The 23,599-nt window shown below is 68.3% G+C and carries 22 protein-coding genes and 1 other RNA gene; 9 read left to right on the top strand and 14 right to left on the bottom strand.

The features are described 5' to 3' along the window. Positions 1 to 207: 207 nt before the first annotated feature. The 5 genes from WT97_RS06395 to ffs form a co-directional block, all read right to left on the bottom strand. Positions 208 to 1,413: a CaiB/BaiF CoA-transferase family protein gene (locus tag WT97_RS06395; protein WP_060353166.1), complete on the bottom strand. Its 1,206-nt coding sequence runs from the start codon at positions 1,411 to 1,413 to the stop codon at positions 208 to 210. A gap of 48 nt (positions 1,414 to 1,461) precedes the next feature. Next, positions 1,462 to 2,058 (bottom strand): recombination mediator RecR, encoded by a 597-nt coding sequence (gene recR, locus WT97_RS06390; RefSeq protein ID WP_034207452.1) that lies wholly within the window; start codon positions 2,056 to 2,058, stop codon positions 1,462 to 1,464. A 31-nt stretch (positions 2,059 to 2,089) separates the two neighbouring features. Next, positions 2,090 to 2,416 (bottom strand): YbaB/EbfC family nucleoid-associated protein, encoded by a 327-nt coding sequence (locus tag WT97_RS06385; RefSeq protein WP_006482124.1) that lies wholly within the window; start codon positions 2,414 to 2,416, stop codon positions 2,090 to 2,092. 95 nt (positions 2,417 to 2,511) lie between these two features. Further along, complete coding sequence (locus WT97_RS06380; protein WP_060353165.1) at positions 2,512 to 4,911, bottom strand: DNA polymerase III subunit gamma/tau; 2,400 nt, start codon at positions 4,909 to 4,911, stop codon at positions 2,512 to 2,514. Positions 4,912 to 5,038: 127 nt separating this feature from the next. Beyond that, positions 5,039 to 5,137: signal recognition particle sRNA small type (gene ffs / locus WT97_RS06375), an RNA gene on the bottom strand. A 387-nt stretch (positions 5,138 to 5,524) separates the two neighbouring features. Here ffs and trxA point away from each other — a divergent pair. The 8 genes from trxA (at position 5,525) to WT97_RS06335 (ending at position 14,120) form a co-directional block, all read left to right on the top strand. Continuing rightward, entirely contained in the window at positions 5,525 to 5,851 is a 327-nt protein-coding gene (trxA, locus tag WT97_RS06370; RefSeq protein WP_006402348.1) for a thioredoxin TrxA, read from the top strand. A gap of 195 nt (positions 5,852 to 6,046) precedes the next feature. Then, the gene (gene rho / locus WT97_RS06365) at positions 6,047 to 7,309 is read left to right on the top strand and encodes a transcription termination factor Rho (protein WP_006478662.1); all 1,263 of its coding nucleotides are present in this window, start codon (positions 6,047 to 6,049) and stop codon (positions 7,307 to 7,309) included. A gap of 127 nt (positions 7,310 to 7,436) precedes the next feature. Continuing rightward, positions 7,437 to 7,937: a MerR family transcriptional regulator gene (locus tag WT97_RS06360; protein ID WP_059504942.1), complete on the top strand. Its 501-nt coding sequence runs from the start codon at positions 7,437 to 7,439 to the stop codon at positions 7,935 to 7,937. Then, complete coding sequence (locus WT97_RS06355) at positions 7,934 to 9,490, top strand: MFS transporter (protein WP_059790757.1); 1,557 nt, start codon at positions 7,934 to 7,936, stop codon at positions 9,488 to 9,490. The genes WT97_RS06360 and WT97_RS06355 overlap by 4 nt, the downstream gene beginning before the upstream one ends. Before the next feature lie 38 nt (positions 9,491 to 9,528). Beyond that, on the top strand, positions 9,529 to 10,362 hold the full coding sequence (locus WT97_RS06350) for a zinc-dependent peptidase (RefSeq protein ID WP_059790754.1): 834 nt from the start codon (positions 9,529 to 9,531) through the stop codon (positions 10,360 to 10,362). Positions 10,363 to 10,519: 157 nt separating this feature from the next. Then, entirely contained in the window at positions 10,520 to 10,786 is a 267-nt protein-coding gene (locus tag WT97_RS06345; protein ID WP_011549676.1) for a type B 50S ribosomal protein L31, read from the top strand. A gap of 143 nt (positions 10,787 to 10,929) precedes the next feature. Next, the gene (locus tag WT97_RS06340; RefSeq protein WP_095211837.1) at positions 10,930 to 12,762 is read left to right on the top strand and encodes a glycosyltransferase family 39 protein; all 1,833 of its coding nucleotides are present in this window, start codon (positions 10,930 to 10,932) and stop codon (positions 12,760 to 12,762) included. 2 nt (positions 12,763 to 12,764) lie between these two features. Further along, the gene (locus WT97_RS06335; RefSeq protein ID WP_060033941.1) at positions 12,765 to 14,120 is read left to right on the top strand and encodes an MATE family efflux transporter; all 1,356 of its coding nucleotides are present in this window, start codon (positions 12,765 to 12,767) and stop codon (positions 14,118 to 14,120) included. 11 nt (positions 14,121 to 14,131) lie between these two features. Here WT97_RS06335 and lipA read toward each other — a convergent pair whose 3' ends face one another. From lipA to WT97_RS06300, 7 genes are all read right to left on the bottom strand, one after another. After that, complete coding sequence (gene lipA, locus WT97_RS06330; RefSeq protein WP_060353164.1) at positions 14,132 to 15,097, bottom strand: lipoyl synthase; 966 nt, start codon at positions 15,095 to 15,097, stop codon at positions 14,132 to 14,134. Between the two features lie 2 nt (positions 15,098 to 15,099). Continuing rightward, entirely contained in the window at positions 15,100 to 16,215 is a 1,116-nt protein-coding gene (locus WT97_RS06325; protein ID WP_060353163.1) for an acetoin dehydrogenase dihydrolipoyllysine-residue acetyltransferase subunit, read from the bottom strand. Positions 16,216 to 16,219: 4 nt separating this feature from the next. Continuing rightward, a complete protein-coding gene (locus tag WT97_RS06320; RefSeq protein ID WP_059504955.1) occupies positions 16,220 to 17,224 on the bottom strand; it encodes an alpha-ketoacid dehydrogenase subunit beta in 1,005 nt (334 codons plus the stop codon). Between the two features lie 54 nt (positions 17,225 to 17,278). Then, positions 17,279 to 18,262 carry a thiamine pyrophosphate-dependent dehydrogenase E1 component subunit alpha gene (locus WT97_RS06315; RefSeq protein WP_060353162.1) on the bottom strand — a complete coding sequence of 328 codons (984 nt, stop codon included), beginning with the start codon at positions 18,260 to 18,262 and terminating at the stop codon, positions 17,279 to 17,281. A 77-nt stretch (positions 18,263 to 18,339) separates the two neighbouring features. Continuing rightward, positions 18,340 to 19,116, bottom strand: a complete 777-nt coding sequence (locus tag WT97_RS06310) for an SDR family NAD(P)-dependent oxidoreductase (protein ID WP_060353161.1) — start codon at positions 19,114 to 19,116, stop codon at positions 18,340 to 18,342. Positions 19,117 to 19,170: 54 nt separating this feature from the next. After that, the gene (locus WT97_RS06305) at positions 19,171 to 20,229 is read right to left on the bottom strand and encodes an ATP-NAD kinase family protein (protein ID WP_060353160.1); all 1,059 of its coding nucleotides are present in this window, start codon (positions 20,227 to 20,229) and stop codon (positions 19,171 to 19,173) included. 18 nt (positions 20,230 to 20,247) lie between these two features. Next, the gene (locus WT97_RS06300) at positions 20,248 to 20,607 is read right to left on the bottom strand and encodes a hypothetical protein (RefSeq protein ID WP_060353159.1); all 360 of its coding nucleotides are present in this window, start codon (positions 20,605 to 20,607) and stop codon (positions 20,248 to 20,250) included. A 147-nt stretch (positions 20,608 to 20,754) separates the two neighbouring features. Between WT97_RS06300 and WT97_RS06295 the strand changes: the two genes are divergently transcribed. Next, the gene (locus tag WT97_RS06295; protein ID WP_059504966.1) at positions 20,755 to 22,674 is read left to right on the top strand and encodes a sigma-54-dependent Fis family transcriptional regulator; all 1,920 of its coding nucleotides are present in this window, start codon (positions 20,755 to 20,757) and stop codon (positions 22,672 to 22,674) included. Between the two features lie 19 nt (positions 22,675 to 22,693). Here WT97_RS06295 and WT97_RS06290 read toward each other — a convergent pair whose 3' ends face one another. Continuing rightward, positions 22,694 to 23,128: a carboxymuconolactone decarboxylase family protein gene (locus tag WT97_RS06290; protein ID WP_059790736.1), complete on the bottom strand. Its 435-nt coding sequence runs from the start codon at positions 23,126 to 23,128 to the stop codon at positions 22,694 to 22,696. Continuing rightward, complete coding sequence (locus WT97_RS06285) at positions 23,112 to 23,573, bottom strand: MerR family transcriptional regulator (protein ID WP_059790734.1); 462 nt, start codon at positions 23,571 to 23,573, stop codon at positions 23,112 to 23,114. The genes WT97_RS06290 and WT97_RS06285 overlap by 17 nt, the downstream gene beginning before the upstream one ends. Between the last annotated feature and the right edge of the window lie 26 nt (positions 23,574 to 23,599).

The following is a 23,599-nucleotide window of genomic DNA, read 5'->3' as shown; positions in this document are numbered from 1 at the left end:
GTAACCGAGGAAAGATGGCGCGAGAGCGACAGTCCGGCCACCGTGGACGGGCGGGTATACGCATGGGCACGCGATGCGCCGCCGCACTGCGCGGCGGCGTTCTGCACACCGGGGAAAACGCCGGGCCGCCCGCTTTTCCGCGCGGAGAAAATCTCCTCGGGATACCATCGCCGAGAAGCCCGGCGCGAAGCGCCAGGCCGGGTGCGCTCAGATCGCGCCCGCCTCGCGCAGTGCGGCAATCGCCTGCGCGTCGTAGCCGAGGCCGCGCAGCACCTCGTCGGTATGCTCGCCGAGCGCGGGCCCGAGCCAGCGCGTTTCGCCCGGCGTGTCGGACAGCTTCGGCGTGATGTTCGGCAGCGGAATGTCGGTGCCGTCGGCCAGCTTGAAATGCTGGATCATCTGGCGCGCGACGAACTGCGGATCGGTGAACATGTCGGCGGCGCTGTAGATGCGCCCGGCCGGCACGTCGGCCGCGTTGAGCACGGCGAGCGCCTCGTCGATCATGCGCGGCGCGAGCCACGCGGCGATCGCGTCGTCGATTTCCTGCGTGCGCGGCACCCGCCCGTCGTTTTGCGCGAGCGCGGGATCGTCGGCGAGGTCGTCGCGCTCGATCGCCTTCATCAGCCGCTTGAAGATCGGATCGCTGTTGCCGCCGATCACGATGCTGCCGTCGCGGCATGCATACGTATTCGACGGCACGATGCCCGGCAGCGATGCGCCGGTGCGCTCGCGCACCATCCCGTACACGCCGTACTCGGGCACCACGCTTTCCATCATGTTGAAGACGGCTTCATACAGTGCAACGTCGACCACCTGCCCCGCGCCGCCGTTGACCTTGCGGTGATGGAGCGCCATCAGCGCGCCGATCACGCCGTGCAGCGCGGCGATCGAATCGCCGATCGAGATGCCGATGCGCGGCGGCGGCAGATCCGGATAGCCGGTGATGTGGCGCAGCCCGCCCATCGATTCGGCGATCGCGCCGAAGCCGGGCCGGTCGCGGTACGGGCCCGTCTGCCCGTAGCCGGACAGGCGCACCATCACGAGGCCCGGATTGTCGGCCGACAGCACGTCGTAGCCGAGCCCGAGCTTTTCGAGCAGGCCCGGACGGAAGTTCTCGATCACGATGTCGGCCTCGCTCGCGAGCTGCCGCGCAATCGCCTTGCCGGCGTCGGCTTTCAGATTGAGCGTGACCGATTTCTTGTTGCGCGCCTGGACGGACCACCACAGCGACGTGCCGCCCTGCTCCGGATGGAGTTTGCGCCACTTGCGCAGCGGGTCGCCGCCGTTCGGATCCTCGATCTTGATCACTTCCGCGCCGAATTCGGCGAACAGCCGCGACGCGAACGGCCCCGCGATCAGCGTTCCGAATTCGAGCACTTTGACGCCCGCGAGCGGGCCCTGGCTGACGCTCATGTGTCTCCCTGGCATGAGGAACGGCGCCGACGGCAGGCGGCGCCCGGCTTACATCGTGCGGCGGTCGAGCATCGCGCGGGCGATGGTGCCCGCGTCGACGTACTCGAGCTCGCCGCCCACCGGCACGCCGCGCGCGAGGCGCGTAACCGCCAGCCCGCGCGCCTTGAGCGTCTGGCCGAGGTAGTGGGCGGTGGCTTCGCCTTCGTTCGTGAAGTTGGTCGCGAGCACGACCTCCTTGACGACGCCGTCGGACGCGCGCCGCACGAGGCGGTCGAAATGGATTTCCTTCGGGCCGATTCCGTCGAGCGGGCTCAGTCGCCCCATCAGCACGAAATACAGCCCGCGGTAGGTCATCGTCTGCTCCAGCATGATCTGGTCGGCAGGCGTCTCGACGACGCACAGCAGCGTCGGATCGCGCTCCTCGTCGCTGCAGACCTCGCAGATCCGCGCTTCGGTGAACGTGTTGCACTTCTCGCAGTGCTGCAGGTGCTCGGTCGCGAACAGCAGCGAGCGGCCGAGCCGCTCGGCACCCTCACGGTCGTGCTGCATCAGGTGAACCGCCATGCGCTGCGCGGATTTCGGCCCGACGCCGGGCAGCACGCGCAACGCTTCGACGAGCGCGGACAAGGCGGACGGCTGTTTCATACGGCGGCAAACAGTGACAAGGACGCTGCGCTCAGAACGGCAGCTTGAAGCCCGGGGGCAGCGGCAGGCCCGACGTCATCCCGCTCATCTTTTCCTGCGACGTTGCTTCGGCCTTGCGCACCGCGTCGTTGAACGCGGCGGCGACGAGATCCTCGAGCATGTCCTTGTCGTCCGCGAGCAGGCTCGGGTCGATCGACACGCGGCGCACTTCGTTGCGGCACGTCATCGTCACCTTGACGAGGCCGGCGCCCGACTGCCCTTCGACTTCGATGAGCGCAAGCTGCTCCTGCATCTTCTTCATGTTTTCCTGCATTTGCTGCGCTTGCTTCATCAGTCCGGCGAGGTTGCCTTTCAACATGGGAATACTCCTTCTGGATCGTGTGAAAACCGGCACGCGGCGCGTGCCGGCCAATGTGTGCGGGGCGTGATTGTGCCTGTCGACGGGCGCTCGGTTCAATGCAGCGTCGGCGGCGCGCCGTCCGGCGCCGAATCGGCGAGCGGGCGCACCGAGCCGTCGACGATGCGCGCACCGAACTCGCGCACGAGCTGCTGGACGAACGGATCGCCGTGAATCTCCTGCTCGGCTTCGCGCTGGCGCGCCGCGCGGGCGGCCGCATCGAGCGCCGCCGCCGTGCGCCGCGCAGGCCCGACCTCGACGCTCACCTCGACCGGCTTGCCGAGCGCATCGGCCAATGCCGCCTTCAACTTCGCCACCTGCGCGGCGTCCGCATACTGCGGCACCGGCACGGACAATTTCAATGCCGTCGCATCGACGGCCGTCAGCTCGCTGTTGAACGCGAGCTGATACGCGACACCCTTCAGCGGCAGCCGCGCGGCCAGCGCCGGCCATTCGCCGTCGAAGCCGATCGGATCGAGCGCGATCGCCGGCGGCAACGGGCGCGAGTCGATCGGCGCGGCCGGACGCGCGTCCGCCGGCTTCGGCGTCACGCGCACATCGTCGGGACCGCTGTCGAATGCCGGCACGAAGCCGTCGTCGGAACCGCCGAACATCTCGTCGGCGCTGAGCGGTACGTAGTCGTCGGGCGGGATGTCTTCCCAAGGCGGCGACGGCTGACGCGAATCGGCTGCCTGCGGCGCACGCGCAACGGCACGCGGCGTCGGCACCTGGACAGCCGGACGCGGCGCGGCCGGCTTGTCGACAGCCGGCTGGGCTGCCGCCGGCTTGGCGGCAGCGCCTGCGCGGCCGCGGTCCGACGACACGCGCATCCCTGCATTGCGCAGCACGTCGAGCGCGGCGGCGGCACCGCCTGCGCGTGCCGTCGACCGCGCGGCGGCGGGCTCGGGCGATGCGGCGCGCGGCGCCGGTTCGCCCGCTGGAGCCGGTTCGTCGTTTCGCTGCACGGCGGCAACGGCAGACGGCTCGGGTTCCTTACGCGCGGGAGGCGGCATGTCGCCTGCGGGCGCCGCCTTCGCTTCCGGCTGCGGCGGCTCGATCGCTGGTGCGTCGGACGCTACCGGTGCCGCCGCCTCTGCCGGTGCTGCCGGTGCTGCCGGTGCTGCCGGTGCTGCCGATGACGGGACGGCAGCCGGCTTGATGACCGGCCGCTCGGCTTCGTCGCTTGATTGCGCCGACGCCGAACGTGCGACCGGCGCGGCCGGCGCCGCGGCGGGCGGCCGTGCTGCGGCAGCGGGCGCGGCCGATACCGGCTTCGCCGCAGCGGCGGGTGCCGCGGCTGCACGCGGCGTCGGCGCCGGCACCGCACGCGGCGGCACGGACGGCTGACCACCCGGCGCACTGCCGGCGCCAACGGCCAGCTCGAACGCGAGCATGCGCAGCAGCGTCATCGTGAAACCGGCGTATTCGTCCGGCGCCAAGCCGAGTTCGGCGCGCCCGACGGTCGCGATCTGATAGAACAATTGAACCTGTTCGGGGCTCAGCGTCTGCGCAAAACGACGCAGGTCGGCCGCTTCCGGCCATTCGTCGAGCACCGAGCCCGGCGCGAACTGCGCCCATGCGATCCGGTGCAGCAGGCTCGCGAGATCCTGCAGCGCGGTCGAGAACGACAGGCTGCGCAGCGACATCTCGTCGGCGATCGCGAGGATTTCCGGGCCGCTGCCGGCCGCGAGCGCGTCGAGCAGGCGCACCATGTAAGTCTGGTCGAGCGCGCCGAGCATGCCCGACACCGCCGACTCGGTCACCTCGTTCGCCGAATAGGCGATCGCCTGGTCGGTCAGCGACAGCGCGTCGCGCATGCTGCCCTGCGCGGCGCGCGCGAGCAGGCGCAGCGCCTGCGGCTCGAACGCGATCCGCTCTTCGCCGAGGATCCGCTCGAGATGCGACACGATGTGCCCGGCCGGCATCTGCTTCAGGTTGAACTGCAGGCAGCGCGACAGCACGGTGACAGGGATTTTCTGCGGATCGGTCGTCGCGAGGATGAACTTGACGTGCGGCGGCGGCTCTTCGAGCGTCTTCAGCATCGCGTTGAACGCGTGGTTCGTCAGCATGTGCACTTCGTCGATCATGTAGACCTTGAAGCGCGCATCGACGGGCGCGTACACCGCACGCTCGAGCAGCGCGGCCATCTCGTCGACACCGCGGTTGCTCGCCGCGTCCATCTCGACGTAATCGACGAAACGGCCCTCGTCGATCTCGCGACAGGCGCGACACACACCGCACGGTTGCGACGTGACGCCGGTTTCACAGTTGAGCGCCTTCGCGAAGATCCGCGACAGCGTCGTCTTGCCGACACCGCGGGTTCCGGTAAACAGATAGGCGTGATGGAGACGCCCGCCGTCGAGCGCGTGCGTGAGCGCCCTGACGACGTGCTCCTGGCCGACGAGCGAAGCGAAATCCTTCGGACGCCACTTGCGTGCGAGAACTTGATAGGTCATCGGGAAATTGTATCAGTAACGCTGCGTCGCGCCGACACGCGAAACGGTGCGGAACACGGGCAAGGCGCAGGTCGAACGGAGTGTGACGCAGAAATAAAAAACGCCCTGCGAACGGGGCGAGAAGGAAGGTGACGAGCCCAACCCTCGGCACTGGCGGAAAACGATTGTGGCTGCTTCGTTCCCGACCTGACCAGGTTCACCGCCCCACCATGCGAGGAGGCCCGTCACGGCATATTCTATCACTGCTTCCGGACGAATGCGACCGTTTGTTCGCATCCATGCGAATGTCGCCGGACAAACCGGCACGTCGTTCGATCGGACACGTTGAATGCGGCGCGCCCCTTGTAATTCGCGGACCGGCCTCCACCTGCATGGCACAACGGTCGAACGTCGCGTCGTACCCCTACTCGCGTAGCGGCTACTATCGCCGCCCGCAGCAGATAGCAATTTAGGCTAATATGACGCCCGAACGACCCGCGAGCCGCGGCATGCAGCGCTTACGCCCCCTTTCCGGAAGGCGGAGTGACCTGCCGCAGCGGCCGGCAGCCTACGGCGGCCGGTACGCCGCAACGCGCAAGCAGGCAGTCCCCGAACCGTAAGAGGTATTGACCCAATGAGCGAACAGATCAAACACATCAGCGACGCATCGTTCGAACAGGACGTCGTCAAGTCCGACAAGCCCGTACTCGTCGATTTCTGGGCCGAATGGTGCGGCCCGTGCAAGATGATCGCCCCGATCCTCGACGAAGTCGCGAAGGACTACGGCGACAAGCTGCAGATCGCGAAGATCAACGTCGACGACAACCAGGCCACGCCCGCGAAATTCGGCGTGCGCGGCATCCCGACGCTGATCCTGTTCAAGAACGGCGCGGCCGCCGCGCAGAAGGTCGGCGCGCTGTCGAAGTCGCAGCTCACCGCATTCCTGGACAGCCACCTGTAATACCGGCAGTTCCGCGGACGTGTTGTCAGTCGGCAACACGTCCGTCGTCAAGCCGCCGATCGCTCGCTCAAGCGCGAATCGGCCTATGCTAGAATTAAAAAACGTCGGCAAGACGCATTTAAGTCTCTGAGCGCCTCCGCTCGCCCTCCTCCCTTATTTTCTTTCGTCGCTTCTCCTCCCTGGCGGGTTCTCCGTATGCATTTATCCGAGCTCAAGTCTCTGCACGTGTCCGAACTGATCGAAATGGCCAATGGCCTGGAGATCGAAAACGCGAACCGCCTGCGCAAGCAGGAGTTGATGTTCGCCATTCTCAAAAAGCGCGCCAAGACGGGAGAGACGATCTTCGGCGACGGCACGCTCGAAGTGCTGCCGGACGGCTTCGGCTTCCTGCGCTCGCCGGAAATGTCGTACCTCGCGAGCACCGACGACATCTACATCAGCCCGTCGCAGATCCGTCGCTTCAACCTGCACACCGGCGACACCATCGAAGGTGAAGTCCGTACGCCGAAGGACGGCGAGCGCTACTTCGCGCTGGTGAAGGTCGACAAAGTCAACGGGCAGCCGCCCGAGGCCTCGAAACACAAGATCATGTTCGAGAACCTCACGCCGCTGCATCCGAACAAGCCGCTGTCGCTCGAGCGCGAAATGCGCGGCGAAGAGAACGTCACCGGCCGCATCATCGACATGATCGCGCCGATCGGCAAGGGCCAGCGCGGCCTGCTCGTCGCGTCGCCGAAGTCGGGCAAGACCGTGATGCTCCAGCACATCGCGCACGCGATCAAGCAGAACCACCCGGACGTGATCCTGTTCGTGCTGCTGATCGACGAGCGCCCGGAAGAAGTGACCGAAATGCAGCGCTCGGTCGCCGGCGAAGTGATCGCGTCGACGTTCGACGAACCGGCCACGCGTCACGTCCAGGTCGCCGAAATGGTGATCGAGAAGGCCAAGCGCCTCGTCGAAATGAAGCATGACGTCGTGATCCTGCTCGACTCGATCACGCGTCTCGCGCGTGCGTACAACACCGTGATTCCGGCGTCGGGCAAGGTGCTGACGGGCGGTGTCGACGCGAACGCGCTGCAGCGTCCGAAGCGCTTCTTCGGCGCCGCGCGCAACATCGAGGAAGGCGGCTCGCTGACGATCATCGGCACCGCGCTGATCGAAACCGGCAGCCGCATGGACGACGTGATCTACGAAGAGTTCAAGGGCACCGGCAACATGGAAGTGCACCTCGAGCGCCGCCTCGCGGAAAAGCGCGTGTATCCGTCGATCAACCTGAACAAGTCGGGCACGCGCCGCGAGGAAATGCTGATCAAGCCCGAGATCCTTCAGAAGATCTGGGTGCTGCGCAAGTTCATCCACGACATGGACGAAGTCGAGGCCATGGAATTCCTGCTCGACAAGATCCGCCAGACGAAGAGCAACTCCGAGTTCTTCGACCTGATGCGCCGCGGCGGCTGATCGCCCCCGCTCTGCGACACGGCCGCCCGCGCATCCTTGCCGGCGGCCGTTTTTCGATCCAAACCTGAACGTGAACGTACAGGTTGATCTATAATCGCGTCATTGTCCCGCCGAATCTCCCTGACCGATGCCGAACGATGCCTCCACCCCGCTATTGACCGTCAGCGACGCCGCCTCGCGGCTCGGCGTCACGCCGCGCACGCTCAAATATTACGAAGAGCGCGGGCTCGTTACGCCGTCGCGCAGCGAAGGCCGCTACCGCCTTTACGACGAAGCCGACCTCGAGCGCTTCGCGCGCATCCTGCGGTTGCGTGCGCTCGGCTTCTCGCTGCACGGCATCACCGAAATGCTGAAGCGCCCGCTGGAAGAAACAGGAGACGGCCGGCGCCGCTATTCGGAGGCGTCGCTGCGCGAGATCCGCGCCGGCCTCGCCGGGCAGATCGAGACGCTGGACCGGCGGATCGCGGCCGTTCAGCGCGAACTGAAGGAGGCCGTCGCGCTGCGCAAGGAGTTGCAACACGACATCGACTACGTCGAACGGCGCCTCGCCGGCGAAAACGCCGACGCGCTGATCGCGCAGCGGCAGGCCGAAGCCGGCACGCGGCGCGCACGCAAGGATCGCGAATGAACGCGGTGCCCGGCCGGCCGCCGCTGTGGAGCCGCGCGAACCTGCGCGGGGACCTGTTCCCGTGGGCCCTCGCGCTCGTCACCGGCATCGATTACTTCGACAACGCCGTCTTCTCGTTCTTCGCGAGCTACATCGCGGGCGGCATCAACGCGTCGCCCGACGAACTCGTCTGGTCGTCGAGCGCCTACGCGGTCGCGGCCGTGCTCGGCATCCTGCAGCAGCAATGGTGGGTCGACCGGCTCGGCCATCGCCGCTACGTCGCGGGCTGCATGCTGATGTTCTCGCTCGGCGCGATCGCGGCGGCGCTGGCCGACACGTCGCTGGCGCTCGCGTTCGCGCGCGGCTTCCAGGGCTATTTCATCGGCCCGATGATGGGCGCGTGCCGGATCCTGATCCAGATCAGCTTCAAGCCGCAGGAACGGCCGCCCGCGACGCGTGCGTTCCTGATCATGATCCTGCTCGGCAGCGCGCTCGCACCGATCGTCGGCGGGCTGCTGGTCGCGCATTCGACGTGGCGCGCCCTGTTCGCGTGCACGGCGCCGGCCGGCATCGCGTTCGCGATCCTCGCGTTGCTCACGCTGCCCGATTCGGGCCGCACGCCGGACGACGAACGCGGTTCCGGACACTTCTGGCCGTACGTGGTGTTCGCGCTCGCGCAAGGCGCGCTGCAGATCGTGCTGCAGCAGGTGCATTACCAGCTCTACAGCGGCTCGCCGATGCTGATCGTGCTGACGATCGCGGGGCTCGGCGCGCTCGCGTGGTTCGCGTATCACCAGTGGCATCACCCGACGCCGCTCGTGCGGCTGCACGCGTTTCGCGAGCGGACGTTCCAGATCGGGCTGCTGCTCTACATGTTCTATTACTACGAGACGACGGGCTTCAGTTACCTGACGTCGCGGTTCCTCGAGGGCGGGCTCGGCTACCCGGTCGAGAACGCCGGGCGCCTGGTGGGCACGATGTCGCTGATCTCGGCCACCGCACTGTTCGCCTACCTGCGCTACGCGAAATTCGTCACGCACAAGAAGTGGTTCGTCGTGCCGGGGTTCGCGATCGCCGTCACGGCCGCGCTGTGGATGACGCGGATGACGCCGCAGGTCGGCGAAGCCGCGCTGATCGTCCCGCTGCTGCTGCGCGGGTTGCTGCTGCTGTTCATCGTGCTGCCGGTCGCGAACCTCACGTTCCGGATTTTCGCGATCGACGAATACACGCACGGCTACCGGCTGAAGAACATCGTGCGGCAACTGACGATCTCGTTCGCGACGTCATCGGTGATCATCGTCGAGCAGCACCGGCTGGCCGTGCACCAGACACGGCTCGTCGAGCGCGCGAACGCGTTCGATCCGCTGTTCCAGCAGACCGTCGATGCGCTGACGCGCGGCTTTGCGGCCGCCGGCCACGCACCGAACGATGCGCACGGCCTCGCGATCGCGTCGATCGCGCGGATGGTGGCGCAACAGGCGTCGTTCCTCACGTCGCTCGACGGCTTTTACTTCCTCGCGGGCGTGGCGCTCGTCGGCGGCCTCTTCGCGGCATGGCAAAAACAGATCGATTGAGTTAAAAGACAGGCTTTGGATTTTCGTCCGCAGCCTCCATGCTTTCGAAACTGACCCGCTGGTTCGACGACCGCCGCCGCGACCGCGCGCTGCGCAGCCACCCGATTCCCGACGCGCTGTGGCACGAAACCGTCGAGCGCCTGCCGTTCCTCGCGACCTTGCCGCCCGACGCGCTCGGCCGGCTGCGCGAGCTGACGAGCCTGTTCGTCGCGAAAAAATCGTTTTCGACCGCGCACGGGCTCGAACTGACCGACGCGATGATCGTCGCGATCGCCGCGCAGGCCTGCCTGCCCGTGCTGAATCTCGACTTGTCGCTGTACGACGGCTGGGTCGGCGTCGTCGTGTATCCGGGCGAATTCGTGATCCGCAAGACCGTGCAGGACGAGGACGGCGTCGTCCACGAGGTCGAGCAGGATGCGAGCGGCGAGGCTTGGGAAGGCGGCCCCGTGATTCTGTCGTGGGAAGACGCGCAGATGACGGACGGCCGGGACGCGTACAACGTCGTGATCCACGAGTTCGCGCACAAGATCGACATGGTCAACGGCGCGGCCGACGGCTATCCGCCCCTTTTTCGCCGCTGGCATGCGCCGCATCTCGACGCACAGGCATGGGCCGACGTGTTCGAGCACGCGTACGACCAGTTCTGCGCGCGCGTCGACGCGGTGCCGGACCGCGCGTGGGCACGCTTCGAGCGGGACTCGCTGATCGATCCCTATGCGGCCGATCACCCGTCGGAATTCTTTGCGGTGTGCAGCGAGGCGCTGTTCGTGCGGCCGAAAGCGTTCGAGTCCGAATTTCCGGAGCTGTACCGGTTGCTCGCGCGCTACTACCGGCAGGATCCGGCCGGCACCGGCGCACTCGACGCGCCATGAAAATTATTCGTCAACCGTCTGATTTTCTGGCATAATCGCCGTTTTTCGACCTTAGGCAAGTGGCTCGCGCCGGGCTTGACGGCGGCCGAATCGCTCCCATCGGGGCGGCTCGACACGGCAAGCGGCGGGTTGGCTACCGCTATCACCAAGGAAAATCATGAAACCTGGCATTCACCCGGACTACCGCGAAGTCGTCTTCCAAGACATGTCGAACGGCTTCAAGTTCATCACGCGCTCGACGATCCAGACGCGTGAAACCATCGAACACGAAGGCAAGACCTACCCGCTCGCCAAGATCGAAGTGTCGTCGGAATCGCACTCGTTCTACACGGGTCAGCAAAAGATCATGGACACGGCAGGCCGTGTCGAGAAGTTCAAGAACAAGTTCGGCGCACGCGCGAACGGCAAGGCTGCAGCAAAGTAAGCTTTGCACCGATCCGGTGGTTGCAACGCACCGGTACCGCACGAAAGGGCAGCCCAGGCTGCCCTTTTTTGTCTCTGCTCGCCCGGCAGGCGCCACCCCGCGCCCGGGCAACGACCTGACGCACAACAGCGGGCGCGACTACAATGCCGGATGCTCGAAACCGGCTCGACCGCGCGCGACCGCGCCGGCCGCCCGCCCATAACAAATCGCTCATCTGCATGAAGCCTGTCGTCCGTCTCACCGCCTCCGCCACGCGTGCGCTGCCGCGCTGGCTGCTGCTCACGCTCTGCTTCGTCTACGCGGCGTTCGGCCTGTTCGGCCGCGACCCGTGGAAAAACGAGGATGCGGCGGGCTTCGGCGTGATGTGGACGATGGCCAAGGGCGGCTGGCACGACTGGCTGCTGCCGAACCTGGTCGGCAAGTTCATCACGACCGACGGGCCGCTCGGCTACTGGCTCGGCGCGCTGTCGATCCGCGGCCTCGGCCCGTGGGTCGACGCGAGCAACGCGTCGCGCGTCGACACCGGCGTGCTGTTCTGCGTCGCGTGCGCGTTCGTCTGGTACGCGGCCTACCTCCTCGGCCGGCGCGCCGAGGTTCAACCGTTCAAATATGCATTCGGCGGCGAACCCGAACCGCGCGACTACGGCCGTACGCTCGCGGACGGCGCGCTGCTGGTGCTCGTCGCCTGCTTCGGCCTCGCGGAACGCGGGCACGAAACGACGCCGCAGCTTGCACAGTTCGCGTGGATCGCAATGCTCGTCTACGGGATCGTGCGCGGCATCGACAAGCCGCTGCAAGGCGCACTGTGGTGGGGCCTCGCGATCGGCCTCGTCGCGCTGTCCGGCAACCCGGTGCTGGTCGTCGCGCTGCTCGCGGGCACGGCCGCGCTGTGGCTCGTGACGCCCGAGATGCGCAACCTGCGCCTGCCGCTGGTCGGCGTGCCGCTCGCGGCCGCGATCTTCGCGCTCTGGCCGCTCGCCGCCTTCGTCGCGGCGCCGGACGACGCCGCGTGGTTCTTCAACCAGTGGATCCACGGCAGCCTGATGCGCTTTTCGGGCCCGCCGACGGCCGTGCTCGGCTATGCGGCGAAGAACCTGCCGCTGTTCACGTGGCCCGCGTGGCCGCTCGCGATCTGGGCGTGGTGGAGCTGGGCCGGCATGCGCCGTCGCGCGCACATCGCGATTCCGCTGTCGGTTGCCGTGCCGCTCGTCGCGCTCGTGATCCTGCAAAGCCAGCAGTCGAACCGCATGTACATGCTGCTGCTGCCGCCGCTCGCGGTGCTCGCGACGTTCGCGCTGCCGACCCTCAAGCGCGGCGCGATCAACGCGATCGACTGGTTCGCCGTGCTGAGCTTCACGATCCTCGGCACCTTCGTGTGGCTCGTGTGGCTCGCGTCGCTCACCGGCTTCCCGCATCCGCTCGCACGCAACCTCGCGCGCCTCGTGCCCGGCTACGAGCCGCATTTCAAGATCCTGTCGTTCGTCTGCGCGGTGATCGTCACCGTGTGCTGGTGCTTCCTCGTGCGCTGGCGCGTCTCGCGGCAGCCGAAGGTGCTGTGGCGCAGCGTCGTGCTGTCGAGCGCGGGCACCACGCTGATGTGGGTGCTGCTGATGACGCTGTGGCTGCCGATCGTCAACTACGGCCGGACCTATCGCGATGTCGCGCAACAGATCGCCGTGCATCTGCCGTCCGACTACGAATGCATTTCGCCGGTGCGGCTCGGCGACGCGCAGATCGCGACTTTCGCGTACTTCGGCAACATGCACTTCGATTTCTCCGGCGACTGCGACGTGATCCTGCGCCAGGACCGCGCCGACTTCGGCGAGCCGAGCGCGATGTCGCAATACGTGTGGCGTCTCGTCTGGGAAGGCCGCCGCGTCGCCGACCGCGACGAGCGCTTCCGCCTGTACGAGCGCATCGAGCGGCCGAAGACGCCCGTCAAGCGGCGTCCGCCGCGCCGCCAGGCGGCCGATTGACGATGCTCGGCGACATCCGCCGGATCGTCGGTCTCGCATGGCCGGTGCTGGTCGGCCAGCTCGCGATCATCGCGTTCGGCGTGATCGACACCGCGATGGTCGGCCGCTACTCGGCCGTCGATCTCGCCGCGCTCGGGCTCGGCTCGTCGATCTACGTATCGATCTACATCGGCCTGACCGGCATCCTGTCCGCGCTGCAGCCGATCACCGGGCAACTGTACGGCGCGCGGCGCTATGCCGAGATCGGCGAGGAGGTGCGCCAGGCGCTGTGGCTCGCGCTGCTGCTCTCGATTCCGGGCTTCCTGCTGCTGCATTTTCCCGAGCCGCTGCTGCGCGTCGCGCATGCACCCGCCGCGCTGCACGACCGCACCGTCGACTACCTGCGCATCCTGTCGTACGGGCTGCCCGCCAGCCTCGTTTTCCGCATCTACAACGCGCTGACCAACGCGGCCGGCAAGCCGCGGCTCGCGATGATCCTGCAGATCGGCGCGCTGCTGCTCAAGTTTCCGCTGAACGTGTGGTTCATCTTCGGCGGCTTCGGCGTACCGGCGCTCGGCGGCCCCGGCTGCGGGCTCGCCAGCACGCTGATCAACTGGGCGCTCGCGCTGATCGGCTACGCGCTGCTCGCGAAGCTCGACGTGTTCGCGCCGCTCGCGATCTTCTCGCGCTTCTGCTGGCCCGTGTGGGCGCGCCAGAAGGCGATCCTGAAGCTCGGCGTGCCGATGGGCCTGTCGTACCTGATCGAGGTCACGTCGTACACGTGCATGGCGCTGTTCATCGCGCAGTTCGGCACGACGACGCTCGCCGGTCACCAGATCGCCGGCAACATCGGCGCGGTGCTGTACATGACGCCGCTGTCGATCGGCGTGGCGGCGTCGACGCTCGTCGCGCGCGCGCTCGGCGCCGGGCGCGCCGAGGAAGCCCGGCTGCTCGGCCGGCACAGCGTGATGTTCGCGTGCGGCGTGGCGGCCGCCTACGGCGTGCTCGTGTTCGCGCTGCGCCCGCTGATCATCGGCGGCTATACGCCGAACCCGGCCGTCGCCGAGGCCGCGATGCCGCTCGTCGCGATCGTCGCGTGCTACCACGTGTTCGATGCGCTGCAGGTCACGTCGGCGTTCGTGCTGCGCGCATACAAGGTGGCGGTCGTGCCGACCGTGATCTATGCGGTCGCGCTGTGGGGCGTCGGACTCAGCGGCGGCTACGTGCTCGGCTTCGACGTCGGCGGCATCGCGCCCGCGTGGCTGACCGGCGCGCGCGGCTTCTGGTTCGCGAACACGGTCAGCCTGATGCTGGCGGGCGCAGGGCTCGTGCTGTACCTGCGCCGCGTCGGCCGCGCGCACGCCACCGCCGCGGCCTGACGCGCGGCGCGCTACGCGTCCTCCAGCACGTCGGCCGCGTGATACGACGACCGCACGAGCGGGCCGGCGACGACTTCCCTGAAACCGAGCGCGAGCGCCTCGTCGCGCCAGGCGGCGAAGGCATCCGGACTCACGTAGCGCCGCACCGGCAAATGGTGCGCTGACGGCGCGAGATACTGGCCGAGCGTCAGCACGTCGACCTCGTGCGCGCGCAGGTCGCGCAGCGTGTCGCGCACCTCGTCGTCGCGTTCGCCGAGCCCGAGCATCAATCCCGATTTCGTCACGAGCGTCGGCCGCGCGGCCTTCGCCTGCGCGAGCAGTTCGAGCGAGCCGCGATAGTCGGCACCCGGCCGCGCCGCGCGGTACAGCGACGGCACCGTCTCGATGTTGTGATTGAACACGTCGGGCCACGCCGACGACAACGCGTCGAGCGCACGGGCCACGCGGCCGCGGAAGTCCGGCGTCAGCACCTCGACGCCGATGCCCGGCACGCTCGCGCGCACCGCCGCGATGCACGCGGCGAAATGCGCGGCGCCGCCGTCGCGCAAGTCGTCGCGGTCGACCGACGTGATCACGACGTAGCGCAACCCGAGCGCCGTCGCCGCATCGGCCAGCCGCGCGGGCTCGTCGGGATCGAGCGGCTCGGGACGGCCGTGCGCGACATCGCAGAACGGGCACCGCCGCGTACACAGCCCGCCCATGATCATGAAGGTCGCGGTGCGCTGCGTGAAGCATTCGCCGATGTTCGGACACATCGCCTCCTCGCAGACGGAATGCAGCCGATGCTCGCGCAGCACGGCGGCCATGTCGGCCACCGCCGCGCTCATCATCGGCCGTGCGCGCAGCCACGGCGGCTTCGGCAAGACCGCGCCGGCCGCGGGCTCGACGCGCACCGGAATGCGCGCGAGCTTGTCGCGACTTCGCGCGCCTGGCTGGCCGAGCGCCGTGAGACTGGGTCGTTCGAGCGCGGCGGCCATCGTCAGTCTCCGAGGAACGCGACGATCAGGCGGTTCACGTCGGCGGCCGCCTCCATCTGCACCATGTGGCCGCTGCCGGCGATCACCTCGGCGCGCACGCCGTCCGGCAAACCCTGCGCATGCTGCGCGGGTATCACCTGATCGCGCTCGCCCCAGATCACGAGCGTGCGCGGCGCAAGCGTCGCGAGCCGGTCGCGGAACACGCGCCGCTGCGCGGCGCCGTCGAACGCGGCATGCGCGATTTTCTCGAGCGCGGCCTGCACGCCTTCGAGCCGCTTGTACTTGACGAGATCCTCGACGAGCTGCCGCGTGACCAGCGCGTTGTCCGCGAACAGCGCGCCGAGGTGCGGCTTCAGCGTGTTGCGGCTGTTGCCGGCGACGAAGCCGTCGATGTACGCGCGGTTGATGTCGGTGCCGAGCCCCGCGCTCGCGATCAGCGTGAGCGATGCGACGCGTTGCGGCGCACGCTCGGCCGCCGCCATCGCAATCGCGCCGCCCATCGAATGGCCGATCAGATGCGCGCGCTCGATGTGCTGCGCATCGAGCAGCGCGAACACCGCGTCGGCCAGTTCGTCGAGGCTGCCGGTCTCGACCGCCTTGCCCGACTCGCCGTGGCCGGGCAGATCGAGCGCCCACACCGGCCGGTGCGCGGCGAGATCGGCGTGATTGAACAGCCAGTTGTTCAGGTCGCCGCCGAAGCCGTGGATCAGCACGGCCGGCGTGCCCGCACCGTCGCCCAGCTTCAGGAAGCGGATCGTGCGGCCGCCGATCTGCGCCTTCTCCGGCTGCGGGCCGGCCGCCTCGTCGGCAGCCGCGCTCGGCACGAAATCGCGCTGGAACTCGGCGATCGCCGCATCGATGTCGGCGTCGCTCGCATCGGCGGCCGCGACGACGCCGAGCAGCGCGCCGACGGGTAGCGTCTCGCCTTCCTGTGCCACCTGCCGACGCAGCGTGCCGTCGAACGCGCACTCGACGCCCGACGAGATCTTGTCGGTCTCGACGTCGAGCACCTCGTCGCCCTTCGCCACGCGCTCGCCGATCGCCTTCAGCCAGCCGTTGACCTGCCCCTGCTCCATCGACAGCCCCCACTTGGGCATCGTGATCATGTGAATCGACATCGTGTCAGCTCCTCGTCTTCAGGACCGCCTGCGCAATCGCATCGGCGGACGGGATATACAGGTCTTCCAGTACGCCGGCGAACGGCGCGGGCGTATGCGGCGCCGTGACGAGCCCGATCGGCGCCTTCAGCGAGCGGAACGCGCGCTGCGCGACGAGCGCGGCGATGTCGGTCGCGATCGAGCAGCGCGGGTTCGCTTCGTCGACGACCACCACGCGCCCGGTACGCTCGGCGCTCTCGAGAATCGTTTCCTCGTCGAGCGGAGACGTCGTGCGCAGGTCGATCACGTCGCACTGGATGCCGTCCTTCGCGAGCGTCGCGGCCGCGTCCATCGCGAGATGCACCATCCGGCCGTACGTGACGATCGTCGCGTCGTCGCCGTCGCGCATCACGTTCGCCTCGCCGAACGGAATCGCATAGGATTCCTCCGGGACATCGCCCTCGCGCGTATAGAGCAGCTTGTGTTCGAGGAAGATCACGGGATCGTTGTCGCGGATCGCCTGGATCAACAGCCCCTTCGCATCGTACGGCGTCGACGGGCACACGACCTTCAACCCCGGGATGTGCGTGAACAGCGACGTGAGCATCTGCGAGTGCTGCGCGGCCGCGCGCAGGCCGGCGCCGTACATCGCGCGGATCACGACCGGCGTCACGGCCTTGCCGCCGAACATGTAGCGGAATTTCGCGGCCTGGTTGAAGATCTGGTCGAAGCACACGCCCATGAAATCGACGAACATCAGTTCCGCGACGGGCCGCATCCCGCACGCGGCCGCGCCGACCGCCGCGCCGATGTAGCCGCCCTCCGACAGCGGCGTATCGAGCACGCGGCCCGGAAACTTGTGGAACAGCCCCTTCGTCACGCCGAGCACGCCGCCCCATGCGTCGTCCTCGCCCGGCGCGCCCGCGCCGCCCGCGTTGTCCTCGCCCATCACGATCACGCTGTCGTCGCGCGCCATTTCCTGCGCGAGCGCCTCGTTGATCGCCTGCGAATAAGTGATCTTCCTTGCCATATCTGTCTCCTGGAATGTTCGTTTCGCCGTGCCGGCCGCCGGGTCAACCCGCGCTCACGGATACGACACGTAGACGTCGGCGAGCAGGTCGGCGGCATCCGGCAGCGGTGCCGCCTTCGCCTGCGCGACCGCGTCGTCGATCAGCGCCTTGACCTGGGCGTCGACCGCGCGCAGGTCGGCGGCGGTCAGCGCTTCGGCACGCACGACGCGCGTTTCGAAATGCTTCAGGCAGTCCTTCTCGTCGCGCAGCTTCTGCACTTCGCCCGGTGCGCGGTAGGTTTGCGCATCGCCCTCGAAGTGGCCGAAATAGCGTGTGAACTTCACCTCGACGAGCGTCGGGCCGCCGCCGTTGCGCGCACGCTCGACGGCTTCGCCCAGCGCCTCGTGCACCGCGAAGAAGTCGAAGCCGTCGACGATCACGCCCGGCATCCCGAACCCGTTCGCCCGATCGGCGATGTTGTCGGTCGCAACCGACCAGCTCGACGACGTCGCTTCCGCATAGCCATTGTTTTCGGCGACGAAGATCGCGGGCAGCCGCCACACCGACGCGAGGTTCATCGATTCGAAGATCACGCCCTGGTTCGACGCGCCGTCGCCGAAGAAGCACACGCCGACGCCGCCCGTCTTCTTGTGCTTGGCCGCGAGCGCCGCGCCGCACACGAGCGGGCCGCCCGCGCCGACGATCCCGTTCGCGCCGAGCATCCCCATCGACAGATCGGCGATGTGCATCGAGCCGCCCTTGCCATGGCAGACGCCCGTCTTCTTGCCGTAGATTTCGGCCATCATCCCGTGCACGTCGACGCCCTTCGCGATGCAATGGCCGTGGCCGCGGTGCGTGGTGGCCACGTAGTCGTCGAGGCCGAGGTGCAGCATCGTGCCGACGGCGGACGCCTCCTCGCCCGCGTACAGGTGAACGAAGCCGGGGATCTCGCCGGTCGCGAATTCGACGTGCAGGCGTTCCTCGAATTCGCGGATCGTGCGCATCAGCCGGTAGGCGTCCAGCAGCTTGTCCCTGCTGAGCTGTGTCGAAGCGGTCATGTGTGTCTCCTGGGTAGGTCTGACTGCGAATGCCGCCCCGGCCATGCCATGGCGGCGGATTGCACGGTTTGCGGCCGTCAGTGGAACGTGAAGCCGCCGTCGACGTTCACGGCCTGGCCCGTCACGTTGTCCATCGTCGCGAAGAACAGCGCGAGCCGGCCCATGTCTTCCGGCGTCTGCGCGCGGCCCTGCGGAATCAGCGTCAACTGGTGCCGCTGCCACGATTCCTCGACCGATTCGCCGTCGGTCTTCCATGCGTCGGACAGCCGGTCCCACATGTAGGTACGGACGATGCCGGGGCAGATCGCGTTGACGGTCACGCCGTCGCGCGCGAGCTCCTTCGCCAGCGCGTTGGTGAAGCCGACGACCGCGAATTTCGATGCGCTGTAATGCGCGAGATTCGGAAAGCCTTCCTTGCCCGCAATCGACGCGACGTTGATGATCCGGCCGCGGCCCTGCGCCTTCAGATGCGCGAGCGCCGCGCGGCAGCCGAGGAACGTGCCCTTCGCGTTCACGTCCATCACGAAATCCCAGTCGCGCTCGGTCAGTTCGGCGACCGGACGAATGCTGATCACGCCCGCGCAGTTCACGAGAATGTCGAGCCCGCCGAGCTCGGCGAGCGCCTGTGCGACCATCGCGTCGACCTGCGCGACCTGCGTGACGTCGACTTTCGCGACCGCCACCCGGCGACCGAGCGCGCGCACCTCGCGCGCGGTGGAATCGAGCGCGTCGTCGAGCAGATCGGCCAGCAGGATGTCGGCGCCGGCACCGGCGAGCGTCAGCGCGATGCCGCGGCCGATGCCGCGCGCGCCGCCCGTGACGATGGCGACCTGTCCTTCGAGAGGGGCTGTCATGGCGATGTCTCCTTGATGATCGTGACGGATGCCGAAATACCGTTGCGCCGGTCGTCAGTCGTGCCGCACACCGGCGTCGCGCAGCAGTTGCCGCGACGATGCGTAGCGCAGCGTGCGGCCGACGTCGACCGTCAACGGCCCGCGCCAATCGAGCGAAATCTCGTAGCGATCGCCGCGTGCGACCTCGATCTCGCGCTCGCCGTCGAACGCGAGCGTGCCGCGCTCGAACGGAATCGCGTGCCACGCGCCCGGTTCGAGCCGCTCGCAACTGCGCATCACGACACGGTCGACGCGCCCCGGCGCGATCGGCGCGACGAGCGGTGTGCCGGCCGCGTTGCCGGCTTGCGCGAAGCGCATCGCGAGCCCGTGCGGCGCGCTGCGTTCGAGCGGCGCCCATGCGCCGCCGAGCGCGGACAGGCCGATGCCGTCCGGTTCCGCGAACGTCAGGTAGAGCGAGTCGATGTCGTCGGGGCCGGAGATCGCGCGTGCGCCGATGAAGCGCTGCCGCGCGGCGCACACGTCGACGAGCGCGATCTCCTCGCGCCCCGGCTGTTCGCCCGCGACGCAGCGCACGACGAGCCGCTTGTTGCGCACGAACGCGACCTCGGCCGGCACCGCGCCGCTCGCGGCGAGCCCTGCCGCGACGCCGGCGACGGTCGCCTCGCGATGTTCGGGAAACGCGTTGTTGGTGCCGGTGGACAGCGCGACGAGCGGCGTCGCGCCGCAATGCGCGGCCACCGCGCGATGGGTGCCGTCGCCGCCGAGCACGACGATCAGCGACACCTTCATCCGGTGCAGATAGGCAGCGCCGGCCTGCGTGTCGGCGACGGTATCGGTGATCGGCAGGTCGACGAAGTCGACCTCGGGCCAGCGCTCGTGCGGCGCGACCGCACGATGCGTGTCGATCGCGCGCAGCAGCAGCGTCGCGATGCCCGTGCGATCACGCAGCGTCAGCACGCGCTCGACGCCCATCGCACCAAGGCCGGCCAGCAGGCGCACGATCATGTTCGCCTTCTCCGCGGTCGGAAACACGGATGCATGCGTCGTGAGGCGGCGGATGTCGCGCCCCGACGCGGGGTTCGCGATCACGCCGACGGTAACGGGCGTCGTCACGGGTTTGTCTCCATCCAGTCAGTCTGCAGGGCCCGCGCGTTGGCGCGCGCCGGCTCCGCCTGTTTCGTCCGCCGCCATCGACGGGCGGCGGATCGTCGTCGCCGATGCGATCGCGCCGGCTTGCCCATATCTCTGCAAGCGGCGTGCCATCGTGCGTGCGATGGCCGCGAAACCCGCGTCCGTACTGGCGCAGCGGGCCTGCACGGGTTCGGAATGCGCGACCGTGACGACGCGGCGCGCATCGAATTCGCCGGGACGTCTCACGTCGTCGATACGGCGAACGCGATCGTCGCGGCGCCCGCGCATGCGCGTCGTTCCGCCGCAAACCCAGCGTTCGCGCGGCGTCGCGCAGGCGACGTCCCGCCGCACGCCGCGCATCCGGTTGTCTCAACGGCGCGAGACACGTTGCGATACCGGTGAGACGACCGTCTCACGCACATCGCGTGCTGCGATGCAATGTGATCCGCCGGACCGGATGTGCTACAAGAACAGCGACATCCCCGCCGTACGGAACCGGAGCCGACCATGCCCTACGCCGTCCCCCAGGCCCAGCACGCCGACCGTGTACTTGGCGCGCTCGCCGGACGCCTGCCCGCGCCGGCGGATTCCGCGCGTCTCGTGTCGTCGTGGCAGCGGTCGCTGGAGCGCTACCGTCTCGACCCCGCTTCGTCGATCGGCCCGCGCGTGCTGACCGCGGCGGAGCTGCGCGAAGTACGCGACAAGGAAGAAGCCTTCCTGCGCGCGTCGGGCCAGTGCCTGACACGGCTGCACGACATGATCCGCGTCGCCGACTACTGCGTGATGCTGACCGACGCGCACGGCGTGACGATCGACTATCGGATCGACCGCGAACGCCGCAACGACTTCCGTCACGCGGGGCTGCACATCGGCTCGTGCTGGTCGGAAAGCGAGGAAGGCACCTGCGGCGTCGCGAGCGTGCTGACCGATCTCGCGCCGATCACCGTGCACAAGACCGATCACTTTCGTGCGGCGTTCACGACGCTCACGTGCAGCGCGGCGCCGATCTTCTCGCCGGGCGGCGAACTGATCGGCGTGCTCGACGCGTCGGCCGTGCACTCGCCGGACGGCCGCGACAGCCAGCGCCTCGTCTACCAGCTCGTGCGACAGAGCGCGGCACTGATCGAGGACGGCTACTTCGTGCACAGCACCGCGCAGCACTGGATATTGTTCGGGCATCCGAACCGTCACTACGTCGAGGCGCAGCCCGAGTGGCTGATCGCGTTCGACGAATGCGGCAACATCGTCGCCGCGAACCGGCAGGCGCGCGACGCGCTGCCGGCGCTACGCGAGCCGCGCCATATCGACGAGATCTTCGATGCGACCGAAATGCCGCTGCGCGACGCCGCGCGGCTCGATGCGATCGTCGCGCTGCGGCTGCGCGCGACCGGCGCCCCGCTCTACGCGCGGCTGCGTGCGCCGCTACGGCGCGCCGGCCGCGAACCCGGCGCGGCATCGCGCCGCCCGGGCACCGCCGCGCCGCGTCACGTCGGCGCGCTGACGCCGTTCCTGAACAGCAGCGACCCGCGCATCGCGCAACAGGCGGAACTCGCGCTGCGGGTCGCGAGCAAGCGGCTGCCGATCCTCGTGCTCGGCGAAACCGGCGCGGGCAAGGAAGTGTTCGCCCGCGCGATCCACGACGCCGGCGCACGGCGCGCGCGGCCGTTCGTCGCCGTCAACTGCGGCGCGCTGCCGGAAGCGCTGATCGAGAGCGAACTGTTCGGTTATGCGGCCGGCGCGTTCACCGGCGCACGCAAGCACGGTGCGCGCGGCAAGATCGCGCTCGCCGACGGCGGGACGCTGTTTCTCGATGAAATCGGCGACATGCCGCTCGCGCTGCAGACGCGTCTGTTGCGCGTACTGGCCGACGGCGAGGTCGTGCCGCTGGGCAGCGATACGCCCGTGCGCGTCGACCTCGACGTGATCTGCGCGACCCACCGCGATCTCGCGCGGATGGTGGCCGACGGCACGTTCCGCGAAGACCTGTACTACCGGTTGAGCGGTGCGACGTTCGACCTGCCGCCGTTGCGCGAACGCGCGGACGTGCGCGACGTGATCGCCGCCGTATTCGCCGAGGAAGCGCAGGCGACCGGCCACGTGCTCACGCTCGACGCGACGCTCGCCGAACAGCTCGCCGCGTATCCATGGCCGGGCAACGTGCGGCAACTGCGTAACGTGCTGCGCTATGCATGCGCGGTGTGCGACGCCGCACGCGTGACGCGGCGCGACCTGCCGGCCGATCTGGCCGCGCAACTCGACGGCGCCCCGACGGGCGCGCTGCCCGATGGCGAACGCGGCCGCATCGTCGCCGCGCTCACAGCGCATCGCTGGCGGCCCGACGCGACCGCCCGCGCGCTCGGCATGTCGCGCGCGACGCTGTATCGGCGCATCGCGAAGTACCGGATCGTCGCGCCGCACCGCGCGTGACGCACCGGCGCACGCTCCATCAGGCGGGCTGCCCGGCCGCTTCGTTCGCATCGTCCGCCACGCCGGCCGCTTCGTCGCGCCGCGTGAACACCTCGTGCGCGGCGAACAGCGCGTTGAGCGCGGCCGGCATCCCCGCATACACGGCCATCTGCATGAACACCTCGACGATCTCGTCGCGCGTGCAGCCGACGTTCAGCGCGGCCTCGATATGCACCTTCAATTGCGGCTGCGCGTTGCCGAGCGCGGCCAGCGCCGCGATCGTCGCGATTTCGCGCGCCTTCAGGTCGAGCTGCGGCCGGCTGTAAATGTCGCCGAAGCTGAATTCGACCAGCAGCCGCCCGAAGTCCGGCGCGATCGGTGCAAGCGCCGCGATCACGCGTTCGCCCACTTCACCGTCGATTTCCTTGAGTTTGTTCCAGCCGCGCGTGTAGCGATCCTCAGCGAGTCGTTCCATCGTGTCCGTCCTGTTCCGATAAAGAGTGAGAAGGATTCGCCCGTCGTTCCGTTTCCCGTGCCTGCGCCTCGTAGTACGCGATCTTGTCGCCGATCGCATCGAGGTTCGCCTGCAGCTCCGCGATATGCGCGCGCACCGCGTCGCGATGCGCGACCAGCAAGTCGCGCCGCGCGCCGAACGTCGACTCGCCCTGCTCGCGCAGCACCGCGAACGCCTGGATCTGCGCGATCGGCATGCCGGTCGCCTTCAGGCGCATCACGAAGGCCAACCCGGCAAGGTCGGCCGGTGCATAGAGCCGGTGCCCGGCCGCCGTGCGCGAAATCGCACGCAGCAGGCCGGCCTGCTCGTAATACCGCAACGTATGCGTCGACACGCCCGTCAGTTCGGCGACTTGCCCGATCGTCAGCGGACCGGCGGCGGAGGGTTGGGATACGGTTTTCGACATGGCAGGAACAAGGTTAGGAGTTAGAG

The sequence above is a fragment of the Burkholderia sp. MSMB1459WGS genome (assembly GCF_001534535.1).
Classification (GTDB): domain Bacteria; phylum Pseudomonadota; class Gammaproteobacteria; order Burkholderiales; family Burkholderiaceae; genus Burkholderia.
Note: the sequence above shows the minus strand (reverse complement) of the source record. Positions and strands in the feature narration are given on the sequence as shown.

Coding starts and splice junctions, on each gene's coding strand:
- WT97_RS06380 (WP_060353165.1), bottom strand. CDS start 4,911: ATGACCTATCAAGTTCTCGCACGCAAGTGGCGTCCGAAGGATTTCGCT.
- WT97_RS06310 (WP_060353161.1), bottom strand. CDS start 19,116: ATGACAGCCCCTCTCGAAGGACAGGTCGCCATCGTCACGGGCGGCGCG.
- WT97_RS06295 (WP_059504966.1), top strand. CDS start 20,755: ATGCCCTACGCCGTCCCCCAGGCCCAGCACGCCGACCGTGTACTTGGC.
- recR (WP_034207452.1), bottom strand. CDS start 2,058: ATGAAACAGCCGTCCGCCTTGTCCGCGCTCGTCGAAGCGTTGCGCGTG.
- WT97_RS06350 (WP_059790754.1), top strand. CDS start 9,529: ATGCTTTCGAAACTGACCCGCTGGTTCGACGACCGCCGCCGCGACCGC.
- WT97_RS06335 (WP_060033941.1), top strand. CDS start 12,765: ATGCTCGGCGACATCCGCCGGATCGTCGGTCTCGCATGGCCGGTGCTG.
- WT97_RS06300 (WP_060353159.1), bottom strand. CDS start 20,607: ATGCGCGGCGTGCGGCGGGACGTCGCCTGCGCGACGCCGCGCGAACGC.
- WT97_RS06360 (WP_059504942.1), top strand. CDS start 7,437: ATGCCGAACGATGCCTCCACCCCGCTATTGACCGTCAGCGACGCCGCC.
- WT97_RS06285 (WP_059790734.1), bottom strand. CDS start 23,573: ATGTCGAAAACCGTATCCCAACCCTCCGCCGCCGGTCCGCTGACGATC.
- trxA (WP_006402348.1), top strand. CDS start 5,525: ATGAGCGAACAGATCAAACACATCAGCGACGCATCGTTCGAACAGGAC.
- lipA (WP_060353164.1), bottom strand. CDS start 15,097: ATGGCCGCCGCGCTCGAACGACCCAGTCTCACGGCGCTCGGCCAGCCA.
- WT97_RS06340 (WP_095211837.1), top strand. CDS start 10,930: ATGCCGGATGCTCGAAACCGGCTCGACCGCGCGCGACCGCGCCGGCCG.
- WT97_RS06345 (WP_011549676.1), top strand. CDS start 10,520: ATGAAACCTGGCATTCACCCGGACTACCGCGAAGTCGTCTTCCAAGAC.
- WT97_RS06395 (WP_060353166.1), bottom strand. CDS start 1,413: ATGAGCGTCAGCCAGGGCCCGCTCGCGGGCGTCAAAGTGCTCGAATTC.
- rho (WP_006478662.1), top strand. CDS start 6,047: ATGCATTTATCCGAGCTCAAGTCTCTGCACGTGTCCGAACTGATCGAA.
- WT97_RS06320 (WP_059504955.1), bottom strand. CDS start 17,224: ATGGCAAGGAAGATCACTTATTCGCAGGCGATCAACGAGGCGCTCGCG.
- WT97_RS06290 (WP_059790736.1), bottom strand. CDS start 23,128: ATGGAACGACTCGCTGAGGATCGCTACACGCGCGGCTGGAACAAACTC.
- WT97_RS06325 (WP_060353163.1), bottom strand. CDS start 16,215: ATGTCGATTCACATGATCACGATGCCCAAGTGGGGGCTGTCGATGGAG.
- WT97_RS06355 (WP_059790757.1), top strand. CDS start 7,934: ATGAACGCGGTGCCCGGCCGGCCGCCGCTGTGGAGCCGCGCGAACCTG.
- WT97_RS06385 (WP_006482124.1), bottom strand. CDS start 2,416: ATGTTGAAAGGCAACCTCGCCGGACTGATGAAGCAAGCGCAGCAAATG.
- WT97_RS06315 (WP_060353162.1), bottom strand. CDS start 18,262: ATGACCGCTTCGACACAGCTCAGCAGGGACAAGCTGCTGGACGCCTAC.